General features: G+C 43.4%; 15 protein-coding genes and 1 other RNA gene. 9 read left to right on the forward strand and 7 right to left on the reverse strand.

Annotation, left to right across the window (positions count from 1 at the left end; translation table 11 throughout):
* Positions 1–159 precede the first annotated feature (159 nt).
* A complete protein-coding gene (locus JMX96_RS01830; RefSeq protein WP_201566944.1) occupies positions 160–1,788 on the reverse strand; it encodes a long-chain-fatty-acid--CoA ligase in 1,629 nt (542 codons plus the stop codon).
* Positions 1,789–2,257: 469 nt separating this feature from the next.
* Here JMX96_RS01830 and JMX96_RS01835 point away from each other — a divergent pair, with 469 nt between their 5' ends.
* A complete protein-coding gene (locus tag JMX96_RS01835; RefSeq protein ID WP_227676849.1) occupies positions 2,258–2,758 on the forward strand; it encodes a BLUF domain-containing protein in 501 nt (166 codons plus the stop codon).
* Positions 2,759–2,888: 130 nt separating this feature from the next.
* Here JMX96_RS01835 and JMX96_RS01840 read toward each other — a convergent pair whose 3' ends face one another.
* From JMX96_RS01840 to JMX96_RS01850, 3 genes are all read right to left on the reverse strand, one after another.
* On the reverse strand, positions 2,889–3,044 hold the full coding sequence (locus JMX96_RS01840) for a hypothetical protein (RefSeq protein ID WP_201566946.1): 156 nt from the start codon (positions 3,042–3,044) through the stop codon (positions 2,889–2,891).
* Between the two features lie 289 nt (positions 3,045–3,333).
* Positions 3,334–3,692, reverse strand: a transfer-messenger RNA (tmRNA) gene (ssrA, locus tag JMX96_RS01845).
* 85 nt (positions 3,693–3,777) lie between these two features.
* A complete protein-coding gene (locus JMX96_RS01850; RefSeq protein ID WP_201566947.1) occupies positions 3,778–4,449 on the reverse strand; it encodes an alpha/beta hydrolase in 672 nt (223 codons plus the stop codon).
* A 444-nt stretch (positions 4,450–4,893) separates the two neighbouring features.
* Here JMX96_RS01850 and JMX96_RS01855 point away from each other — a divergent pair, with 444 nt between their 5' ends.
* From JMX96_RS01855 to JMX96_RS01870, 4 genes are all read left to right on the forward strand, one after another.
* Entirely contained in the window at positions 4,894–6,264 is a 1,371-nt protein-coding gene (locus JMX96_RS01855) for a glycerophosphodiester phosphodiesterase family protein (protein ID WP_201566948.1), read from the forward strand.
* A gap of 232 nt (positions 6,265–6,496) precedes the next feature.
* Entirely contained in the window at positions 6,497–7,276 is a 780-nt protein-coding gene (locus JMX96_RS01860; RefSeq protein WP_201566949.1) for a response regulator, read from the forward strand.
* Positions 7,277–7,292: 16 nt separating this feature from the next.
* The gene (gene creC / locus JMX96_RS01865) at positions 7,293–9,074 is read left to right on the forward strand and encodes a two-component system sensor histidine kinase CreC (protein WP_201566950.1); all 1,782 of its coding nucleotides are present in this window, start codon (positions 7,293–7,295) and stop codon (positions 9,072–9,074) included.
* Positions 9,075–9,309: 235 nt separating this feature from the next.
* Positions 9,310–9,510, forward strand: a complete 201-nt coding sequence (locus JMX96_RS01870) for a hypothetical protein (RefSeq protein WP_201566951.1) — start codon at positions 9,310–9,312, stop codon at positions 9,508–9,510.
* Between the two features lie 134 nt (positions 9,511–9,644).
* On the opposite strand, the gene aroC is transcribed toward JMX96_RS01870, so the two are convergent.
* Both aroC and prmB read right to left on the reverse strand, forming a co-directional pair.
* The gene (gene aroC, locus JMX96_RS01875; RefSeq protein ID WP_093068921.1) at positions 9,645–10,748 is read right to left on the reverse strand and encodes a chorismate synthase; all 1,104 of its coding nucleotides are present in this window, start codon (positions 10,746–10,748) and stop codon (positions 9,645–9,647) included.
* Positions 10,749–10,893: 145 nt separating this feature from the next.
* Positions 10,894–12,066: a 50S ribosomal protein L3 N(5)-glutamine methyltransferase gene (gene prmB / locus JMX96_RS01880; protein ID WP_101206117.1), complete on the reverse strand. Its 1,173-nt coding sequence runs from the start codon at positions 12,064–12,066 to the stop codon at positions 10,894–10,896.
* A gap of 340 nt (positions 12,067–12,406) precedes the next feature.
* Here prmB and JMX96_RS01885 point away from each other — a divergent pair, with 340 nt between their 5' ends.
* Positions 12,407–13,810, forward strand: coding sequence for a L,D-transpeptidase family protein (locus JMX96_RS01885; RefSeq protein WP_201566953.1), 1,404 nt, complete (start codon positions 12,407–12,409; stop codon positions 13,808–13,810).
* Positions 13,811–13,961: 151 nt separating this feature from the next.
* Here JMX96_RS01885 and JMX96_RS01890 read toward each other — a convergent pair whose 3' ends face one another.
* Complete coding sequence (locus tag JMX96_RS01890) at positions 13,962–14,174, reverse strand: hypothetical protein (RefSeq protein WP_201566955.1); 213 nt, start codon at positions 14,172–14,174, stop codon at positions 13,962–13,964.
* A 276-nt stretch (positions 14,175–14,450) separates the two neighbouring features.
* Here JMX96_RS01890 and JMX96_RS01895 point away from each other — a divergent pair, with 276 nt between their 5' ends.
* The 3 genes from JMX96_RS01895 to alaS all read left to right on the forward strand — a co-directional run bounded on the left by JMX96_RS01895 (position 14,451) and on the right by alaS (position 20,519).
* On the forward strand, positions 14,451–16,190 hold the full coding sequence (locus JMX96_RS01895; RefSeq protein ID WP_201566957.1) for a DUF389 domain-containing protein: 1,740 nt from the start codon (positions 14,451–14,453) through the stop codon (positions 16,188–16,190).
* A 343-nt stretch (positions 16,191–16,533) separates the two neighbouring features.
* Positions 16,534–17,616: a hypothetical protein gene (locus JMX96_RS01900; protein WP_201566959.1), complete on the forward strand. Its 1,083-nt coding sequence runs from the start codon at positions 16,534–16,536 to the stop codon at positions 17,614–17,616.
* Positions 17,617–17,846: 230 nt separating this feature from the next.
* The gene (gene alaS / locus JMX96_RS01905; RefSeq protein WP_201566961.1) at positions 17,847–20,519 is read left to right on the forward strand and encodes an alanine--tRNA ligase; all 2,673 of its coding nucleotides are present in this window, start codon (positions 17,847–17,849) and stop codon (positions 20,517–20,519) included.
* The last annotated feature ends 332 nt before the right edge of the window (positions 20,520–20,851 follow it).

The raw sequence follows: 20,851 nt of genomic DNA on the forward strand, positions 1-20,851 counted from the left end.
TAACATTACATAATATTATGCTACTTTGTAAAAAAGCACAGCCCCTAATATTAGAGGCTGTGCAAAATTTAAGACCATATGCTAACTTTAAGAAATTTATTTAACTTATATGCCAAGCTCTTCAAATGGTATTATCAGTCTTCACTTTTAACAGCCAAATCAGCTATCCAACAATACGCTGCCATAGTCATCACGCAAATCTTTTTTGACCATTTTCCCAGCGCCATTTAGGACGATATTATCTACAAATATGACTTTGTCCGGTATTTGCCAGCTGGCGATTTTACCTTCGTAAAAGCTCAGTACTTGCGACTCCTCGATTTCTGAATCTGGTTCTTTTACCACAATCAATACTGGACGCTCGCTCCATTTTTTATGCTTTGCAGCAATAGCGGCTGCCATTCTTATCTGCGGATGGGCGACTGCGATGTTTTCTAGCTCTACTGACGATATCCACTCCCCACCAGATTTAATCAAATCTTTTGAGCGATCCCGAATATTCATATAGCCATCAGCATCAATGGTTGCAATATCGCCTGTGTCGAACCAACCGTCTTCAGTTATTGCATCAGGATTTTCTGTGTAATAATCGTTGATGATCCAGTGTCCTTTGATCTGTAAACGACCTTGAGACATACCATCTTCTTCAACTCGCTGTAGCGGCTCATCAGTATCTATGAGACGTAGCTGAACGCCGTAGGGCGGACGACCTTGAGAGTTACGCAACTCATTAATCTCATCTTTACTCAGCGATTTATGCTTTGCTTTTATTTGATTCATCGTCCCAAGCGGACTGGTTTCCGTCATACCCCAACCATGTATCGCATCGCAATTGAAATCTTCTCTAAAGGTTTTAATCACCGATGGTGGGCATGCGGCTCCTCCGACGATAGTACGCGTCATGCTATCAAGCTTACTACCTCTGGCTTTGGCAGCGGTCAATAGACTTTGCCAAATCGTTGGGACGCCCAAAGCAACCGTGACATGACAATCATCAATGAGAGATACCAGACTATCACCATCGAGATTTGGACCAGGAAGTATGAGAGAGCAACCAGTCAAGGCAGCTGCATAAGGTGTGCCCCACGCATTGACATGGAACATCGGTACCACGGGTAACAAAACATCTTGTGCAGAGAGCGCGGAGACATCAGGCATGCACAATGCCATCGCATGCAGCACAGAAGAGCGATGCGTATATAAAATCCCTTTAGGATTACCGGTAGTTCCTGAGGTGTAGCATAAAGAGCTGGCGGTCGCTTCATCGAATTGAGGCCAGTCAAAGGCAGTCGAGTTTTCTGCTAATAGCTCATCAAAGAATAGTACATTAGGCAGTTTTTCGACAATACTATCATCTCGATCACTTAGACAAATGAAGTGTTCGACACCTTTGATATGCTCTTTGATTGCCATAATTAGCGGTAGGAAAGTAGTATCAAAAAACAGTACTCGATCATCAGCGTCATTGATAATGTAGCTAAGCTGCTCGGGGAACAAACGTGGATTGATAGTATGGCAAACCATGCCACTACCTGAAATCGCATACCAAGCTTCTAAATGACGACGATTATTCCAAGCCAAAGTTGCTATGCGTTCTGATGATTTAAGTCCCAGTGTAGCCAATGCATTGGCCAATCGTTTTGAGTTATCTGAGACAGTACGCCAATTGGTATGAGTCATCTGTCCATCGACTTCTTTGGACAAAACCGCCGTATCACCATGATAACGGGCAGCGTGTTCGATTAGACCACTGATCAGCAATGGCTGATACATCATTTTTCCTAACATAATACATTCCCTGTAGTTATTTGAAAGTCCGCTTATTCTTGCTACTGCATCGCCTGATACGAAGAATAAGCCTCAATTAAGAATAATCAGAATTATTCTTTAAGACAAGCTAATATTATGTCCTCCATAGACAACAAAAAATTGCGATTCAACTTTAAAAACCTAATGATTAATCCATATAGATAGTTTTTATTTACCCATCTAAAGTATATCGGCATCATTCTTTTTAATTAACCATAAAACTTATATATTTCTCCGACATTTTCTCTGTATCTGCTCACAGCAATTAGTCATTGCCGCGCAATACATCATGTTTACATGCTTGCTACATTTGCTAGCAAGCCCTAAATTACTATATCTACTATAATTGCTTCATAATTCTTAGCTGTAGTTATCAATGTTGATTCTAATAGTGACAGCAAACGATTAAATGACATTTAATTAAGTGGAGTAAGCTATGGAGTCAAATTTGACTGCGCTTGAAGAGATAAAAAATTTGGATGTAAATCATGGTGAACATATTATCCTACGTTTAACTTATATTAGCCGTTATAACACCAAAAATGCAAATATCGAAGTAGCACGTATTCTAGAGCAAGCGCGACGAAACAATGAACGTAGTGGCGTTACTGGGGTGTTAGTGATGAATGAAAACTACTTCCTCCAAGTTATCGAAGGTGCACGACCTGTAATTAACAATCTATTGAGAAAATTGGTTAACGATGAAAGACATTTTGATTTAGAAGTTATCGATTGTCGTACAGTTGAAGAACGATATTGGAATAAGTGGTCAATGAAATATTTAACCACCAGCGATCAGAATACAGAATATTTCAAGTACTCAGCTAGCAAAGAATTCAAACCTTACTTAATGAGTGCCTCTCAAATTACAATGCTCATTGAAAAATTATCAGCTCTTCAAGAGCAACAAGAGAAACGTGTAGCTGATATGAAATACCTTAGTTCTTAACTAAACGGTTCTATTAGACTTAAATTAGCTCTTGTATCGACAGCTCATTACTCTGCTATAAGCTTCATTGCCTTGTAGCTGCTAGTACCTATTTAACCCATGTCTAATGGCTTCAGGTATAGCCCATATTCTATAGGGCATTAATAAATGCGCTTTGACTGTATGGCTTACAGGTTGAGGCATTAAAGAAAACGTACTGATCGGAAAAACCTAACTCTTTGATCTGCTTCAGTATCGCCATTGCTTGCGGTGCTAACGGTACAATGTGCAAACGTTTGGCTTTCATCTTATCGGCTGTTATGTACCCGTAATTGCAGCCCATTACCGTCATCACTATGCTTGTCAGGTCGCTTTGTATCAATTGAGGTGTACTAAGTGATAGCTTATTGATGACGGTATGAGTTAAGGGGATTGGGCTATCCTTTGTTAGTATTGAGAGCGTGTATAAACTCTAATACCAACAATAATACCAACATTCTATATGGTTCGCCATACCCCTATGAGGTAATGAAAACCCAAAAAACGCCCAAAATAAAGGGCTAACAGTCTATGACGGTCAGCCCTTTATCAGTGTTTGGTGGAGATGGCGGGAGTTGAACCCGCGTCCGCCAGCATTACGCTCATGAATCTACATGTTTAGTTTCTGTCTTTAGTTTTAATCCGCACCGATCCGACAGTCAGGATGGATTGGACGATTCTCTACTTTTGAACCCAAGCAATTGAGACAATCACTTGTGGCGAGCCTACATGCGGACGCTTCAACTTAGTTAACCAACTGTAGGTGATCAGCAACTAAGTAAGCAGGGTTTAAGCTGCTAGAGCGTAAGTTTCGTCGTTTGCGACTATAACAATATATGTTTGATTAACGAGAGGACATACACTCTCGACATGCATCATTGAGTTTCATCACCAGCGTCGAAGCCAGAACATCCCCAATAAGACTGGCTATTATATAGGAGATATCGGTTATGTTTCAACCTATAAGTAGCCTGCATTACATTACGTTACAGCTTAATAATTTATGCCAAAATAGTGTTTAACCATTTGCCGATGTTTTGAATCTGCGGCATACAAACCTGATGCGCCATCGGATACGTATTATAAGACACATTATAGTCCTTTGCCGACAATAACTGCTGGGCTTGCTCACCTAGGATGACAGGCACGACTGGATCATGCGAGCCATGCTCAATCAAAATCGGCATATCTTTATTGGCAGTACTATACTCAATATTGTCATTGGTTGCTAAGTAGGTAGAGAGCGTCATCAAGCCAGCCAAACGTTCTGGATAACCAAGTGCCACATGATACGCAACTGCCCCGCCCTGCGAAAACCCTGCGATAACAATATGCTCTGGTAACACGCCGCGCTCTATCTCACGACTGATCAAATCTTGTATCTGCTGAGCAGACTCTTCAATTTGAGCAACATCTACTTTACGCTCTAGACTCATCTCTATGATGTCGTACCATGCTGGCATCACCATGCCGCCATTTACCGTGACTGGGCGTTTAGGTGCATGTGGGAAGATAAAACGTACTGCCATATCATCAGCCAAGCCAAGCTGCGGTACCACTGGCTCAAAATCATGACCGCTAGCACCTAAGCCATGTAGCCAAATCACTGCGCGATCTATCTTTTTTTGAGAGGGATTGTGCTCAACGACGACTGCGTCTAAATAGTTACTCATAGTTATCCTTAATAATGTAGTGAGATATGCCTTAAGCATTTCTATATTTTTTGCCAAAATAATGTGTGTGTCATTATATGGTCAATATCATCTGTTAGTTTGAGAGTATGGTCAATAGTGAGGTGCTAAACGGACAATAGCGAAAATGTGAACAGTATAAGGAGACACGTATGATTTTACGACCGATAAGCTCAGTACTATCAAGCTTAAAACTATCAAGCTCAAATACTGTCAGCTGTCTATTCTTTAGTACATGTGCCTACAATTGTATCCGCATTAATGCTAATTTCTTACAAGACTAAGTTCTTACAAGGCTAAGCTTTTACAAGAATGCATGACCCTTAGCTTCTTTTGGCAAGTAGCAACCAATAGTCAAACGTTAATTTTTCAATTCCTATCAATCTGACCGATGGGATTTTTTATAATTTTGCAGGAACATTTTACATGACAATTTCTAATAAATCAGCGCTTGAGCTGAGTAAACAGACGCCGGCTAAGGTTAATAAGATTAATCTCGCCTTACCTTTAACGCTGATCAGCTCATTATTGATAGTAGGCTGCACTACCGATAGCCGCTCAGTGCTCACATCAAAAGCCCCTTTATCGACAGCGCAACCGCAATCACAGCTACAATCGTCCTCACCTGTCGCATATACCTATGGAGTGCGTCCGTTTTATCTGATAAACGATATGGATGAGGGACCACTAAAAGAAGAGCTACAGGCTTGCAAAGGGCAATTGCCAAGTAAGACAGACTTCTCTATTGCGCATCGAGGTGCGCCATTACAGCTGCCTGAACATACTTATGATAGCTACGTGGCGTCAGCACAAATGGGTGCTGGCATCTTGGAATGTGATGTCGCTTTTACCAATGACGGTGAGCTTGTCTGTCGTCATGCCCAAAATGATTTGCACACCACTACTAATCTTCTAACCACGCCGCTCGCCAAGCAATGCACTGTACCGCCCACCTTAGATGCTAAAGGCAAACTTACCAATGCTGATAGTATCGAATGCCGTACCTCAGATATCAGTGCCGCTCAGTTTAAAGCCTTGACGGGTAAGATGGATGCTGCCAATAAAAAAGCAACCAGCATTAGCGAGTATATGAATGCAACCGCGCCTTGGCGAACGGACTTGTACTCGCAAAACGGCAAAGTGTTAACTCTAAAAGAGCATATCGCGTTGGCTCGCAAGCTGGGTATGAAGCACACGCCTGAGCTAAAGGCACCTGCAGTGACTATGCCGTTTAACGGCTATCGTTTGAACGATTACCGCCAACAGCTGATAGATACTTATAAGGCAGCGGATGTACCTGCAAGCGATGTATTTGCCCAGTCATTCAATATAGAAGATCTGGATTACTGGATCAAAAACGAGCCAGCTTATGGGGCCAATGCCGTTTATCTTATTGATGACAGCAATGAGACCGCTAAGGATAAAACATTTAATAAAGATGACGCAACCACATGGAAGCACTCATTGGCTGATATCAAAGCACGTGGCATCAACACCATTGCACCAGCACTTTGGTTGTTAGTCACTACTGATGGTAAGGGAAATATGCAACCATCAGAATACGCAAAACAAGCCAAGGCCAATGGTCTAAAAATCATTACCTGGTCGATAGAGCGTTCAGGGCCATTAGCAGATGGTGGCGATTGGTACTATAGCGGTCTTGGCGATGCTATCAACAATGATGGTGATATGATGAATTATATTGATGTACTAGCGCAAGACGTCGGTGTCCAAGGCATTTTTTCAGATTGGCCCGCTACAGTGAGCTACTATGCCAACTGCAAAGGTCTTAAATAGGTTTTCGCTTAGTCTATTAATAGACAGTCATGCTTAATCTTCGTTACCAAGGCCAGCTTATTTATTGAGCTGGCCTTTTTGTCGAATGTATTAAAATAATTACATCACAAACTGTCCACTTAATACCCTACTTTTCCATTAACTTTTCACACCATTTGACTCGTGGCAACAAGAGCAGCCTGCTGTTTTGTGCTACGATAATTTACTAATCTTATAAGACGATGTAGAGACTATGACTCATATTTTACTGGTAGAAGATGATCCTGCGATCGCGATGTCACTCAAGGTCACCTGCAAGCGCGAAGGTTGGCAGATAACTTGGTTGGATAACGCCAGTAGCGTGTTACCCATGCTGCATAGTCATGAGGCACAAGATCTATCAGCTATCATTATGGATGTCGGTCTGCCAGACGGTGACGGTTTGAGTCTATGTCAACAAATACGTCATACACCTGATATCGACGCCTTAAAAGATTTGCCTATCGTGTTTTTGACCGCGCGTAGCGATGAGGTCGATCGTATTTTGGGGTTGGAGATGGGCGGTGATGATTATTGCGCAAAACCCTTTAGTCCACGTGAGTTGGTCGCGCGTTTAAAAGCCATTTGGCGCCGTGAACAGCTAATTCAACAGTCAGGCTCTCATACCATAAACTCAGATAACAGTACTGATAATACTTCCTCGAATAATCTATCAGGACAAGCATTAACGTTTGAGAACCAATCTGGTGTTTGGCATTATCAACCGCTCAACTATTCATTAACGTGGCAAGAGCAAAAGCTTGAGCTTAGCAATACAGAACGCAAAATTTTGCTGACACTATTACGAGCACCGCAGCAAGTCTTTAGCCGTGAGCAGTTACTTAGTTCAGTAAGCGACTATCCTGATCACCGCTTGGCACGCACTATAGACAGTCATATCAAATCAATTCGTAAACAGCTTGCTATAGTAGATGCTAATGTCGATGTCATCCATACGCATCGCGGACTGGGTTACGCCTTATGTCCCGCTTAACAGTGGCTGCTAGTTTATGAATCATAATGCCAATCCTGCTGAAAATGATATTCATAATGACCAAAGCAATTGGTATGCCAAACTGCATCCTATTGGTACTGCTCAGCAAGCCCCTAAACGCAAACGACTGCTCAATTTAAGTATATTTTTTAGAATTTGGCTAGCCGTTGCACTAGTGCTCGTCATATGCGGCGTGGTCGTGTTTACTCAGTTGTTTGGCTACGTCAAGCCAACCGCGCAGCAGGTTATTGAAGACACGCTTCTAGACACCAGTAAATTGCTCGCGGCCAGTCTACAGGTGCCGTTATCTACAGGACAGTTATATGACGAGGACTATCAAGCGCAACTTGATGCTGCATTTGTCGGCATGCCAACGATGGGCGAAACGCTCAGTCCTGTCGATCAAACCAAAAGCTACAGTAGCTTTCGTGTATATGTGACAGACAGTAGCGGCATAGTCATTTATGACTCATTACCCAAACCTGATAATAATGAAGGGCAAAACTACGGGCGCTGGAACGATGTCTATCTCACGTTAAAAGGACAATACGGCGCAAGAAGCACACTGCGAGATTATCAGCGGCGCGATGGTTCGGTCATGTATGTGGCTCAGCCCATCAAAAATCCGTCTGGAGATATCATCGGTGTGGTCAGTGTCGGTAAGCCTGTCGCTAGCGTATTGCCTTATTTAGATGACACGCGTAACCGCATGCTCATCACTGCACTACTTATCAGTATCGCCGCCCTTATACTGGCAGGTCTAGTAGCATGGTGGCTTAAGCAGAGCATTACCTTGGTGACTCAATATACCAGTGCATTGGCAGAAGACACCAAAAAGCCCTATTTCTATCTAGGGCATGAGCTAAATAGCTTGACAGATACTATCGAGACTATGAAGCATCGACTCGAAAACCGTGCTTACGTCACTGATTATGTTCATACGCTCACTCACGAGCTAAAAAGCCCTTTGACTGCAATACGTGCCAGTAGTGAGCTGTTAGAGGACGATGGATTGGATGGCAATAAACTGGATAATGAAGATCGGCAGATGCTCATTGAGACGGTAGGTGAGCAAAGCGTAAAGATGCAACAGCTCATCGACCGACTTCTGTTGCTGGCTAAAGTGGAACAACCTACCTTTAAGCTCAATCGGCAATTGACCCCCCTATTGCCCATATTGCAGAGCCTTATCAAAGATAATTCTGCTAAGCAGCAACAGCAGAACCTCAACCCCATTGATATATACATCGACGATAAACGTGTGACCACCACCGCAAACTTGCCAGCAGAAATACTGGCATCAACCAGTGTGTATGCTGACCAGTTTTGGTTAATACAGGTACTGCAAAATGTGCTTGATAATGCGATACACTTTGCAAATCGTACCGTTGAGATTTCATTGCATAGCACTGCTCGGACCGTCACTATCGATATATGCAATGATGGTAAACTACTACCCGAATATGCTGTCGCAAAAGCATTTGAGCGTTACTTTAGCTTGTCTCATCAAAGCCTACCATCATCTCAAACAACGAATCAAACAGACAGCAATGACCTAAATACAGACTCGGTATATCCAACGACTGAGCCGAGGCAGACTGACCATAGTAGTAATACGCTTAAAAAGGGCACGGGCCTTGGTCTAACACTAGTGAAGCAAGTAATTGAACATCATGGTGGTCAGGTAGCCATCAATAATGTCCATGCCAATGCTGATAAAGCTACACCTGATAACACTGATACTAGTAAAAACCAGCGTTCTGGTGTGATGGTTAGTATCACCCTGCCATTGGCCTGAAAATAATAACTTATAGTCGATTCAATTTAAGAGTAGTACAAGGCAACCGAGTGCAGATGTATATGTGATACTTCAAGCGAGGTTAACGCTGTAATACTTTTATAGTGGAATGACTATATATGGATTCATCAACTTTCCATCATGACTACACAGGATTTCTACTTCTTTGTTTTACGATAGTACTAGGATCTGTTGAACCGTCAAATTCGTAAAGTAAATTAGGAGTAAAAAATCTATGTCACATCAATTAAAGGATAACCATCTTATCAATAACCTAATCGGCTTTAGCCGTCATCACTGTGCACAGACATTAACGAGCCAAGGCGTCGATAGTATTGAGTTTGGTCATTGGCTAGCGATTCCTAGTCAGCGGTTGTTATTGGTCTTTCGCCATCAACAGTGTGTCGCTATTGATGAATATCAACTGGCAGCCTAATATCTTGCTCGCTCAATGCATTGATTGTATTTAGGTAACACCTGTATTTTACTTGGATATAAGAAAGCCCTTTATCATTTCTAGTATTAAACTACTGGAAACAACAAAGGGCTGATTACTCTACGACAAAAATACTAAGTAATCGATTGTACTGGCGGCTTCACATCCGCGTTTTGACCACGGTGACGCAGATAATGATCAAGCACTACAATCGCTAGCATTGCTTCGGCAATAGGCGTAGCACGCACACCAACGCAAGGATCATGACGACCCTTAGTCAGCATATCGACTGCTTCACCTTGAGTGTTAATGCTCTTGCCAGCAGTAGTAATACTAGACGTTGGTTTTAGAGCAATACTTACACGGATATCTTGGCCTGATGAGATACCGCCCAAGACACCGCCGGCATGATTGGCTGCAAACCCATCTGGGGTCAGCTCATCACGAGCGCTATGTCCAAATTGACCTGCTACCGCCATCCCATCACCAATCTCGACGCCTTTGACCGCATTGATACTCATCATCGCATGAGCAATATCTGCATCTAAACGATCAAATACTGGCTCACCTAAGCCTACTGGTACACCGCTCGCAATGATATCAAGGCGCGCGCCACAGCTAGTGCCTTCACGACGCAAGTTATCAATCAAAGTTTCAAAACGGCCAATCGCTTCTTTGTCTGCACAAAAGAACGGATTGCTATTTACGAATTCCCAGTCAATTTGGCTTGGGTCTAAGACATTACTATGCTCATTGCCAATCTGAGTCACGTGACCACGAATTTGTACGCCTAGACGTTCTTGCAAGTATTTCTTGGCGATAGCACCAGCTGCTACACGCATAGCCGTCTCACGCGCTGACGAACGACCGCCACCACGATAGTCACGGAAGCCATATTTCATACTATAAGTATAGTCAGCGTGTCCAGGACGGAAAGTATCTTTGATATCGCTATAGTCTTTAGATTTTTGATTGGTATTGCGAATCAATAGACCGATAGACGTACCTGTGGTTTTGCCTTCAAATACGCCAGAGATAATCTCAACTTCATCAGACTCACGGCGCTGGGTTGAATACTTAGACGTACCCGGTTTGCGACGATCCAAATCTACTTGTAGGTCGTCTGCAGATAATGCTAAACCTGGTGGTACGCCATCAACGATGGCCATAAGGCCTGCGCCATGTGACTCACCGCAAGTGGTGACCGTAAAAACCTGCCCAATACTATTGCCTGCCATAACTGTCCTTAAACAAGTAAACGCTACTGATGACTATGTGACCAATCACTCATGGTTATTGCTTGTGTTGCTTGTCATGAGTGATTGTAGTTGTTGCTTATAGTTTCGGCTCGTGCAGCCGACGTCTATTTAACCTAATATTTGTCTATTGAAGGCTATCTAATAGCTGAACATAAGAGGCAAACAATTGACGGTTTGAGACTAGCTCATCATAGGTAATCGCAAAGACACCATGCCCGCCATGTGCAAACTTCAACCAATCAAATTGGATTTCAGGATAGGCTTGTTTTAGCGCCCATTCGCTGTCACCCACTTCACAGATCAGCAACCCATCTGGGCTAAGGTAATCTGGCGCTTCAAATAAAATACGATGTACCAAATCTAAGCCATCTTGACCCGCTGCTAGTGCATGCTCAGGCTCATATAAGAACTCAGGCGGCAAATCTGCCATGATAGCAGCGTCTACATACGGCGGATTGGTGACGATAAGCTCATACTGATTTTCAGCAGGTATCTTGGCAAACAAATCAGACTCGATTACGTTTACTTGATGGCCAAGGTCATGATGATCGACGTTGACCATTGCTACTTCTAATGCGCCTTTATCGATATCAACGGCATCAACCAACGCATCAACGAAACGAGTAGCAAGCGCGATTGCGATACAGCCAGAGCCGGTACATAAGTCCAAGATACGCTCAGGCTGCGATAACTGCTTCACATCCAAGCCATGGTCATAAAATACCGCTGACTTTTCGTTCGGACTGACACCCAGTGGTTTGGCCAATTCGGTAACTTCAAAGTACGGATGGAACTGCTGACGAATCAACTCTGCAATCGGTGAGCGCGGGATAAGAACACGCTCATCAACATAAAAAGGCAAATCGCAAAAGTACGACAAGTTAATCAAATAACTGAGTGGTTTACGTTCAGCGATACGCTCTTCTAACAGCCCTAGTACCAACTGCTTCTCAGACGTGGTCAGACGACAGTCTAAAATCTGCTCATTGGCAGACCAATCGAGAGACAAAGAGTGCAAGACAATGGCTGACGCTTCTGCAAACTCATCGGTCGTGCCTTGTGCAACAACGACGTCATAGTTACGCAGCTGCGTGACTGAAAAACGAATAAAGTCGCGAATACTGACAAGCTGCTCACGTGCTTCGTTTAGCTCTGCATGTAAGTTAGCAAATTCATCGTGCTCACCAAGAAGTCCAGTCTCTAAATCATACTCCATCTCACCGTCTAAGCCCTCAGACTCATCATTGAAGTATTGGTTTTGAAACTCTTCTGCACTCATTGTTTGGTCTTCTGACATATCGCACCTTGTGGATTAACTGCTAGCGGGTTAAATTGCTTTTTGCTAAAAATCGTTATATTAAATAAAATTCAGTCATACATTATAGACGTAAACCTCTAGTAGCGCCAATAACTGTCATTTTTACTTGCATAAAAAATAGTGCGAATAATGAACAGTTTGCGTAAGAATCGAGCACGACGCCATATACACCTTGGTTAAATTATTACCCAACTGTAGCGAATACGTCAGCAGTTGACGTTTGGCAAGTCTTAAATGCAAAAAGATGTGTCAAAAGTTTGCGATGCAATCAAATTATGCGCATAATAGCCGCATTAGTAGCAATCACAAGTGACTCAATATGATGAAAATAAAGCCAATTATTACTGCCATATCTATCGCAGCTGTAAGTGCTAGTGTAGCCGCACTTGCTGCACCTGCCGATAGTACTCGCACATTGCCAGTACGCACGGCTGACGCTATGCCAGGTCTTGCCAAAAAGGTTAGCCTGAATGTGCAAGAGAACCGTAGTCGCTCAGATGGCGCTGCTACTGTACAGTTGAATACAGAGAAAGCGAAACCAGTCGACAGCATGAACCAGCTTATCAATAATAAGCAAGAAGCCAATCAAAATGTGCCAGCCCCAGCTGCTGACAATATGAGTGCAGCAGAACTGACGCGTAAAGATGAGCAAGCTGACCGTAACGATGACATTAGTGAAGGTCAAGCCGTCGCTGCGCCTAGCGACCTATCATCTATCGACTCCTCTGATCCACTCGCTTTTGAGTTGCCAGAGAGTGAGAAGCGTCAAGACTTTAGCGATGATCCGACCATCAAAAACATCGAAGACAAAGATGGTAAGAAGCATACAACACTGAACTTGTCGAACTATGCTAAGCAAGTAAACGGTGCTGTCTGGTCACCTAATATGAAAGTCAACTCAGCGATGACGATCAAAATGCAGGCGCTGCTCGATTGGAACCATGCTTCTCCTGGCCCTATCGATGGTGGTTGGGGCATGAACAGCAAAAAAGCCCTTGTTAACTTCCAAACGATGAAAGGCTTGCCAGCGACTGGTAAAATGGATCAAAAAACTTGGAATGCCTTGATTAAAAATATCCCTGCGAACAAACCTGTCCTTGTTACTTACACGTTGACCGCAGACGATATCAATACCAATTTTGCGACCACACCTTCTGGTTCAGAAGCGAAGTCAAAAATGAAAGGTCTTTATTATCAAGATATCAAAGAGATGCTAGGTGAACGTTTCCATATGGATGTACGTTACTTAGACAAACTCAACAAGAATAAAAAGTACGCTGTTGGCGAGACTATCACAGTACTAAATACTCGTGACAAGCTGAACCAACGTATCAATCGCGTGGTTGCCAACAAAGCCGACAAAACATTGTATGCCTACAATGGTGACAAATTGGTTGCTACTTATCCGACGACCGTTGGTAGTGATGCCACACCATCTCCAAAAGGCACGTTCAAAATCATCAATAAAGTGAAAATGCCTTGGTATAAATCAACCGTTGGTGAAGGCGCTCAAAAGAAAGTTCATATGATAGCACCAGGACCAAACAACCCAGTCGGTGTCGTTTGGATGGGATTATCTAAGCCTTCTTACGGTTTACATGGCTCACCAGTACCTGAAGGTATCAGCCGTCAAGGCTCAGCAGGTTGTGTTCGTTTGACCAACTGGGATGTGTTAGAAGTATATGCCAATATCGAAAATGGCGCGGTTGTCGAACTTCAATAAATGGAACTGTATTAAATCTAGCTTCGATGCTAGTTAGCAGACAGTTTTAATGATAAAAAAGACCTCAATATTGAGGTCTTTTTTTGTTTGTTGATGGGCGGTTCCACTTCACATCGATAACACTGCTTGTCTTTATGTTTTACTGTTGCCTTTATGTCTTATAACCTTCCTCATTCCCAGTAATACTACCAATTTTTTTGGTAAAGAATAACCCTGCAGGTATCGAAGCTAGAACGCCCAATCCAACCGCTATCTGAATATGCAATATCTCATCGAACCCTGTAATGAGAGCACCAATCATAAAAAGTCCGATAGTCACGGTGGCTGTCATTGAGTAGATGACAGAAAATAATGGCCAGTTCATAAGTTATTCCTTATCTTTATTGTGGATATAATATATTTAACCTTAATTCCACAAAAAAAGTAAGTATTTATCGTGAACCCTTGTAGCATCTATATTGAATGACTTTAGAATAAAAACCATGCTACTATTAAGGTTTTAGACTTAAGCATAGGAAACATCAGTTCTTACTTCCATCTTCTTTCTACTCTTTTTTACAATTTTCAAGAATCCCCTATATCTTTATCTATTTATCATTACAATAATGACTTTCTTTATCTACTAAGAACGCTATCTGCTATGTCCTCATCTGAAAAAAATACTGCGCCTAACTCAGTGGATCAAAACGATCCATCAGCCACTACTGACGCTTCTCACAATCAAGATGCGACAATTGACCCAGTAGTTGATGATGCCGCTGTAGACAATGATGAAAGCAAAGACAATCAACACAAGCAATCGACTGATACAGATGGCGAAATAGACACTGAATGTGCGCAGCCACCTGACGCTGAGATAACCATGGAAACTATCAGTGACGATGTGGTCGTAGCAACCTTAGAATCGACAGAACCTGAGTCACAATCAAATACTGAAGCGTCTAAGGTTGCAGAATCAGAGTCTATAGAAGCGAAAGAGAAGTCCGATTTCTTCCAGTCGGATATGGCAAATACAACAGAAAAAAGTACTCAAGATGATAGTGATGCTGAAGTAACGTTAGAAGCAGAAGACAACTATGTTGATGCCCCTGCTGATGACACAGACATCGCAGCACAGTCATCAGATAACAAAACAGCCACTCAACAAAAGACAAAAAATGCATCTAGTCGCAATAATGACCATCAAAATAATGACTCAGAAGATAAAAGCCAAAATAAAGACACCGATGTAGAAGACAGCGACGCTCAAAAGTCTCAAGGTGAAAGTGACGAAGATGAGGTTCAAGAGGAAAAAGAAGCCAAACTTGAGTCTTACAAGCAATTTGTCGCCGAACAATTTAGTAATCAAAAAGTAGATTACCCAGAAGTACGGGTTAGGATTGAGGCAAACGCCCTGCCTAGCAAGATGTACTTCATCATGAACATTTTGTCTGCCATCATTGCCAGTTATGGTCTAGTGACCAATTCAGCAGCCGTGGTCATCGGAGCGATGTTGGTTGCGATGATGCTAGGCCCTATCACGGGTATAGCGCTAGCGATTATCGATCACCGTATGCCACTGCTACGTAAGTCGCTCTTTACCGTCATCATCGGTGTCTCATTAGTGGTGCTGGTCGGCTTTATTGTTGGTTGGCTACATAAGGATCAACCGCTAACGGCAGAAATCCTATCACGTACCCAGCCTACTTCCATGGATTTAATGATTGCCTTAGCTGGCGGTACGGCTGGCGCGTACGCGATGGTATCCCCGCATCTCTCGGTTGCTGTTGTTGGCGTTGCGGTTGCCACAGCTTTGGTACCACCACTGGCAGCTAGTGGTATCTTGCTCGCTAATGGCGAGATGCAGCTTGGGCTTGGTGCGCTGTTATTGGCAGCGACCAACATTCTTGCTATTCAGTTTACCAATGCGCTGGTATTGTGGGTCTTAGGGTTTCGTCGTTTGGTCGATGACGACTATAAATCCAATACTTATCTGACTTTTTTGCAGCGCAATGCCGTGACTTTATTATTGTTAGGTGGCTTGGGTACTTATTTGACCATCAACCTACAGACCAACGCCAAGCAGCAAGTATTTGAAAGTAGTGTAAAAGAAGCCATCAACAACTACTTTATCGATCAAGGCAATGTATTGACCAATACGCAGTTTGATACCTCAGAAGAGAACCAAGTGGTGCGGGCAATCGTACGTGGAGAGACTTTACCGAGCTCATACGATGTTCGCCAGATTGAAACGTTCATTACTAATGATATGGCAGAGAATTTCCCTGAATACTTGCCCATCAAGCTCCAACTGCGCTATCTACCCGTACAAGTGATTGAGTCCAATCCAACCACACAAGACAAACTGGATGAAACCGATGCGGCGATTTTGACCAATTAATGCTTAGGGCGTGTCCTCAATTAGCACATTGACACATTTAGTGGCCTTAAAATGGCCAGCTCATCACTGAATCCTTACTATCCATATGATTGTTTACACCTCACAAATTAAATATACAGAAACAGCAAGCTTTTTAACTAAATGTATAGGCTGTACTTGATGGCTGACTTCTATCGAATACCGTGTTAGTATCTAGGCTTTTTTTTAAAGCCTTACTGCCATGATTTTGTTATCTGACACTCAATCACTTGGCAATAAAACATCGGATCTTATATTTCGCGCTACAACAATTAAGGCAAGTTAGCCTAACAAATCTAAACTTCAGGGATAGGAGTACATAATAGTGAACAAACAATCTTGGCAAATAGCCGCAGCCTATATGTCAGTAGTCGTTGGCGGCGGTTTTGCTTCTGGTCAGGAAGTCCTTCAGTTTTTTACCGGCTATGGTATGGCAAGTGTTATTGGCACGCTGGTTAGTGCCGCGCTTTTTGCTTTTTTAGGAATGCAAATTGCGCGCATGAGTTCGAATATGCAGGCCAACTCACACAAAAAAGTACTGTATACCTTATTTGGTACGCGTGCTGGATTGGTTATGGATGTGGTGTTATCGTTCTTTTTATTTGGTGTTGGCGTGGTCATGCTGGCTGGTAGTGGTTCCATTTTTACTCAGCAATACGGTTGGCCACCGCTGGTGGGCAGTATTTTCATGACGGTACTGGTAATCGCCACACTCTGTTTAAAAGTAAAGGGCATTATAAGGCTAATCAGTATCATCATGCCTGTACTACTGCTATTGATATTGGCTATTACCACGTACTCAATTTTTAACAGCAGCGCCTCAAGTGACACGCTAAATAAGGTAGCGCAAGAAATACCCACTATCAGCTCAAACTGGCCAATCTCAAATTGGTTTTTTGGTGCGGTACTTTATGCCTCATTTAACATTGCGGTTGGCTTTCCTATGCTGGCAGTCATTGGGGGTATGACCCGCTCAGAAAAAACGGCAGCCAGCGGTGGCGCGATGGGTGGGCTTGGCTTGGGCTTATTAGTATTTTTACTCAACATTGGCCTTTTTGCTAACATCGATAAACTCATAGGCGTTGAAATGCCTACTTTAGGATTGGCCTCAAATATTTCGCCCGTGTTAGCGATAATTATGTCAGTGACGCTCATTTGTATGATATACAGTACCGCAGTGGGTATGTTTTTTGCCTTTAGTACACGCTTTGCGACGCCAGGAACAAATCGCTTCAAATCGCTTAGCGCATTTTTCGCTATCGTTGGTCTGGGCTTAAGCCAGCTTGGTTTCAGCAAACTCATTGGCACCGTGTATCCCATGCTAGGCATTATTGGTCTAATAATGATTGTGGCTATTATTTGGGCGTGGGTTCGCAGCCGTAATCAGCCAGCACAAGCACAAAGTTAACATTGAGCATGCTGAGATTGATATCACCAGTGACTTTTTGGCGACTCATGCTGTCATTCGCGGTGAAACCCATTAACGCTGATTAGTTGCAAATTAAAGCACCATTCGCCTTCGCAGAATAACCCTGCAGTTATAACTCTTGTACCAAGAGCTTAGGCGTTTGTGCTAAAATCGCTTGCAAAATTACTCATCTTATTCTATTCAATACTACCCATTAGTAAGGAGCCGCTGTGAGCCAGCCATTTCGCTCAGCCGATATTCGCCAAGCCTTTCTCGATTTTTTCATAAGCAAGCAGCACACCCAAGTTTCATCGTCTAGCTTGATTCCACACAATGACCCGACATTGCTATTTACCAATGCTGGTATGAATCAGTTCAAAGAGACATTTTTGGGAATGGAGCCACGTGACTATACACGTGCGGTAACCTCTCAAAAGTGCGTACGTGCTGGCGGTAAACACAATGACTTAGATAATGTCGGCTATACCGCACGTCATCACACGTTCTTTGAAATGCTTGGCAATTTCTCGTTTGGTGATTATTTCAAGCAGGCAGGTATCGAATACATCTGGGAGTTTTTGACCTCAGATGAATGGCTAGCGATTGATAAAAATCGTCTCTATGTCACTATTTATGAGACTGATGATGAAGCCTTTGAAATTTGGAATAAAAACATAGGCATTCCAAGTGAACGCATCATTCGTATTGGCGATAATAAAGGGGCGCCTTACGCTTCCGATAACTTTTGGACGATGGGTGACACTGGTCCTTGTGGCCCTTGTACTGAAGTCTTTTATGATCATGGCGCCGATATCGAAGGCGGCTTGCCAGGTACCCCAGAAGAAGACGGCGATCGCTATATTGAGATTTGGAACTGCGTATTTATGCAGTTCAATCGTCAAAAAGACGGTACGCTATTGCCGCTACCTGCTCCAAGTGTCGATACAGGCATGGGGCTTGAGCGTATTAGTGCCATCATGCAAGGCGTTCATGGCAACTACGAGATCGATTTATTTGTCCATTTGATGGACGCAGCGGCTGACATCTTAGAGATCAGCAATGAGCAACAATCATCACTAAAAGTGATCGCTGATCACATCCGCGCCGTGGCGTTTTTGATTGCTGATGGTGTCACGCCAAGTAATGAAGGTCGTGGCTATGTGTTGCGCCGTGTCATTCGTCGCGCAGTACGTCATGGGAATAAGCTTGGCGCTGATAGTGAGTTCTTCTATAAAATGGTTGCGCCGCTTGTAGCTGAAATGGGCAGTGCCTATCCTGAGCTAAAAGACAAGCAGAGCGTCATCGAAAGTGCTATTCAAAAAGAAGAAGCACAGTTTGCTAAAACATTGGCCCAAGGCTTACGTTTACTTGCCAGCGAACTTGAAGGCTTACAAGATGGCGATACGCTATCTGGTGAAGCGGCATTTAAGCTCTATGATACCTATGGTTTCCCACTTGACTTGACCGCCGATATCACTCGTGAGCGTGGTATTGCTATTGATGAGCCCGAATTTGATGAGCATATGCAAGCACAACGCGAGCGTGCGCGTGATGCTGGCAAGTTTGATGTCGATTACAGCAGCGTTATCCAAGTAGAAACACCAACGACATTTATTGGCTATGAGCAGCTTGAAGAAGACGGCGTGACTATTGACGCACTTTATCAAGACGGCAACCCAGCAGACAGCTTAACAGAAGGCATGGAAGGCGTTGTGGTATTAGATCGCACCCCATTTTATGCTGAAGGTGGTGGGCAAGTTGGTGAGCTTGGTGAAATCCGTACGGCATCTGGCGTCTTTGAAGTGCAAGATACCAAAAAATCTGGTCAGGCGATTATCCATTATGGTGTCGTGACCATGGGTGATATCAGCACTAAGCAAACCGCTGAAGCGCAAGTACTGTCTAGCATTCGTGCAGCCAGTGCCAAAAACCACTCGGCCACTCACCTATTGCACGCAGCGCTAAGAGAAGTGCTGGGCGATGCGGTCACGCAAAAGGGCTCATTGGTCTCAAGCGAAGTACTACGTTTTGACTTTGCTTATGACAAACCTGTCAGCGCCGCTGAAATCATGCGTGTCGAACGTCTCGTTAATGAGCAAATTCAAGCCAACACCCCTGCCCGTATCGAGCATATGTCGATTGACGAAGCGATGAATCAAGGCGCTATGGCACTGTTTGGTGAAAAGTACGGTAGTGACGTTCGAGTCCTAACCATGGGTACAGACCGTATCGTTGATGGTCAGCGCAAGCCTTTCTCTATCGAGCTATGTGGTGGCTTGCATGTACAGCGTACGGGCGATATCGGTGTGCTAAAAATCACCAGTGAATCTGGTATTGCGGCTGGTATCCGCCGAGTTGAAGCCGTCACGGGTATGAATGCGGTCAAAAACATTCAGCAAAGCGAGCAACAACTGAGCGAGCTCGCAAGCCAGCTGAAAGTAAAACGTCCTGAAGTGGCGCAGCGTGTCCGTACGATGGCTGATAAGCAACGCGACCTAGAAAAACAACTAGAGCGTTTGCAACAAAAAATCGCCAGCGCTCAAGCAGCCAACTTGCTTGATGATGTACAAACGATCGCAGGCACACCAGTTCTTATCAGCACCTTAAGTGGTATCGATGGCAAATCCATCCGTACGCTGATGGACGATATCAAATCAAAACTGCCTGATAGTGTGATTGTATTGATTGGTGATAAAGATGACCAGTTAGCACTCGCAGCGAGCGTCGCAAAATCTGTCACTGCTAAAGTGAAAGCTGGTGACATTATTCGTCATTTGGCAGGTGAGCTTGGTGGTAAAGGTGGCGGTAAGCCTGACTACGCACAAGGCGGTGCACCGAAGACTGGTAATAGTGCAGCGGTTATCAGCGCTCTACCTGCTTGGATTGAAACCCAGCTTAGCTAAGCTAGCGAATATTAAACTCGTGAATATACTGGTTTAGCGCGTCACAATGTACCTTATATTTATCGCATAGCTTTACTCTACTACGCATAGAATATGTGATTGGTTATAACTACTATAACCAATCGCCATACATCTAAGCGCTCCTGAGGCTTAAAGTTATGCGGTAGATATGGTATAAAGGTCAACGTTTGGGCATATTGTTCATTCCATAAGGTTGATAGATACCATTAGAAGAATGAAAAACCTAAAGGCATAACTCTTATCATCTGGCTTTATCTATACAAGCATTGACGAGCATCACATTGACTCTCCTCAATGACAATAAAAAGTCA

The sequence above is a fragment of the Psychrobacter sp. JCM 18900 genome (genome assembly GCF_904846625.1).
In the GTDB taxonomy this organism is placed as follows: Bacteria; Pseudomonadota; Gammaproteobacteria; order Pseudomonadales; family Moraxellaceae; genus Psychrobacter.

Excerpts from the sequence above, each read along its gene's own strand:
- JMX96_RS01885 (WP_201566953.1), top strand. The coding sequence starts at position 12,407 with ATGATGAAAATAAAGCCAATTATTACTGCCATATCTATCGCAGCTGTA.
- aroC (WP_093068921.1), bottom strand. The coding sequence starts at position 10,748 with ATGGCAGGCAATAGTATTGGGCAGGTTTTTACGGTCACCACTTGCGGT.
- JMX96_RS01855 (WP_201566948.1), top strand. The coding sequence starts at position 4,894 with ATGACAATTTCTAATAAATCAGCGCTTGAGCTGAGTAAACAGACGCCG.
- creC (WP_201566950.1), top strand. The coding sequence starts at position 7,293 with ATGAATCATAATGCCAATCCTGCTGAAAATGATATTCATAATGACCAA.
- JMX96_RS01870 (WP_201566951.1), top strand. The coding sequence starts at position 9,310 with ATGTCACATCAATTAAAGGATAACCATCTTATCAATAACCTAATCGGC.
- JMX96_RS01840 (WP_201566946.1), bottom strand. The coding sequence starts at position 3,044 with ATGAAAGCCAAACGTTTGCACATTGTACCGTTAGCACCGCAAGCAATG.
- JMX96_RS01850 (WP_201566947.1), bottom strand. The coding sequence starts at position 4,449 with ATGAGTAACTATTTAGACGCAGTCGTCGTTGAGCACAATCCCTCTCAA.
- JMX96_RS01890 (WP_201566955.1), bottom strand. The coding sequence starts at position 14,174 with ATGAACTGGCCATTATTTTCTGTCATCTACTCAATGACAGCCACCGTG.
- JMX96_RS01860 (WP_201566949.1), top strand. The coding sequence starts at position 6,497 with ATGACTCATATTTTACTGGTAGAAGATGATCCTGCGATCGCGATGTCA.
- JMX96_RS01830 (WP_201566944.1), bottom strand. The coding sequence starts at position 1,788 with ATGTTAGGAAAAATGATGTATCAGCCATTGCTGATCAGTGGTCTAATC.
- JMX96_RS01895 (WP_201566957.1), top strand. The coding sequence starts at position 14,451 with ATGTCCTCATCTGAAAAAAATACTGCGCCTAACTCAGTGGATCAAAAC.
- prmB (WP_101206117.1), bottom strand. The coding sequence starts at position 12,066 with ATGTCAGAAGACCAAACAATGAGTGCAGAAGAGTTTCAAAACCAATAC.